General features: G+C 30.7%; 1 protein-coding gene. It reads right to left on the reverse strand.

Annotated features, from left to right (window positions below):
• Positions 1 to 322 (reverse strand): hypothetical protein (locus KJR01_RS10095; protein ID WP_214119120.1); only part of this gene is annotated, 322 nt, incomplete at both ends.

Raw genomic sequence — 322 nt, forward strand, 5'->3', positions numbered from 1 at the left:
TCATTAGCAACTGATTTACCTATAAATGTTGGAGTAGTATCAAATGTTCTACCACCATTTGGAATTTCAGTTAAGTTGTTGAAATATCCATCTTCATCGCCTTGGAATACTTTAAATTCTAAAGTGCTTTCTTTAGTAGGTTGATTATTGTTGCTATCTACAACTACATCACTTGTAGCATTGTTATCATTAGCTACTTCATCTTTAGCTGTATTTAAATCTAAACTAAATGAGTATTCTTTCATTTCTCCTGTTTTTAAGCTTGATAAATATACTTTATATGTTCCAACTTCCCAACCACTACCATCTACTCTGTTTGTTA

The organism is Campylobacter sp. 2018MI10 (assembly GCF_018501175.1).
Taxonomy (GTDB): Bacteria; Campylobacterota; Campylobacteria; order Campylobacterales; family Campylobacteraceae; genus Campylobacter_E.